The organism is Candidatus Oscillochloris fontis (assembly GCF_004138135.1).
Taxonomy (GTDB): Bacteria; Chloroflexota; Chloroflexia; order Chloroflexales; family Chloroflexaceae; genus Oscillochloris; species Oscillochloris fontis.
The window spans coordinates 1-1,391 of sequence record NZ_RYFD01000125.1; the positions used below are offsets into that span (position 1 = coordinate 1).

At 62.0% G+C, this 1,391-nt stretch carries 1 pseudogene; it reads left to right on the plus strand.

Features of this window, described 5'->3' with window-relative positions:
* Positions 1-1,391 (plus strand): annotated as a pseudogene (locus EKD03_RS18560) (hypothetical protein); the annotation flags it as partial.

Consider the following 1,391-nt stretch of genomic DNA (forward strand, 5'->3'; position numbering starts at 1 on the left):
CCGGCCACGCTCCCCTTCACAACGGCAAATTGGTACCTGCCCCAGACGGTGACGGTCACGGGGGTGCATGATGCGGTGGCTGATGGCGATGTTGCCTATGCGATCACCGTTGGCCCGACGACGAGTACCTCGGCGCTCTATGCCGGTCTGAGTGAATTGGTCGCGCTCACCAACCTTGACGACGATACCGCCGGGGTGGATGTGGTGCCGATCACGCCGATCCTGAGCATTTCGGAGGCTGGGATCAGTTCAACCTACCAAGTGGTGCTGGGGAGCGAACCGACCGCCGATGTGACCATCACGGCAAGCGCCGATGCGGAGGTGCGCGTGAATGGCGCGGCGACGGCGACGCTCACCTTTACCACTGCGGATTGGTATCTGCCGCAGACGGTGACGGTGACAGCGGTGGATGATGACATAGATGAGGATGGCGATGCCAATCTCACCATCCATTCGGGCCTGATTACCCATACGGCGGCCAGTGCGGATGCGAACTATAACGCCATCGTGGTGGTAAGTGTCGGGGCCGAGGTTACCGATAACGACACCGCCGGGGTGATCGTCACCGCCGCCCCGATGACCTTCACCGAAGGGGTGGCCGGGAGTGCGACCTATACGCTGGCGCTGAGTAGCCAACCTGCCGCCGATGTGGTGATTACGGCCAATGCGGGAACCCAACTCCTGGTTGATGGCGCGGTTACCCAGACCATCACCTTCACGGATGCGGACTGGAGCACGCCCCGGACGGTGACGGTCACGCTGGCGGTGGATGCGGTGGACGAGGATGGGGATGGGAATGTGACACCCCATGCGGGCCAGATTACGCATACGGCGACGAGTACCGATGCCTTTTACAACGGTAGTCCCATTGCCAGTGTGACAGCCAGCATCACCGACGATGACGATGCGGGCCTGAATGTGGCCCCGCTGATCGGGACGACGACGGAGGCGGGTGGCACGGCTACCTTCAGCGTCTGGTTGAATAGCCAACCCACTGCCGATGTGATGGTTCCCCTGACTAGTAGTGACCCGACTGAGGGCACGGTCGCTCCTGCCACATCTCCCCTCACCTTCACCTCCGGTGACTGGGCCACGCCCCAGACGGTGACGGTCACGGGGGTGCATGATGCGGTGGATGATGGGGATCAGGGCTATTCCATCACCGTTGGTCCGACCAGCAGTGTGGCCGGGGATGTAATCTATGCGACCGGCTTCAGCCGCACGGTGAATCTCACCAACACCGATAACGACACCGCTGGGGTCACGGTCTCTCCGCTCACCGGGGCGGTCGCTGAGGCGGGGGATACCACGCCTGTCACCTTCAGCCTCGTACTGAATACCCAACCCACGGATGATGTCATTATCACGCTGAATGCCGGTACGCAAGTGCT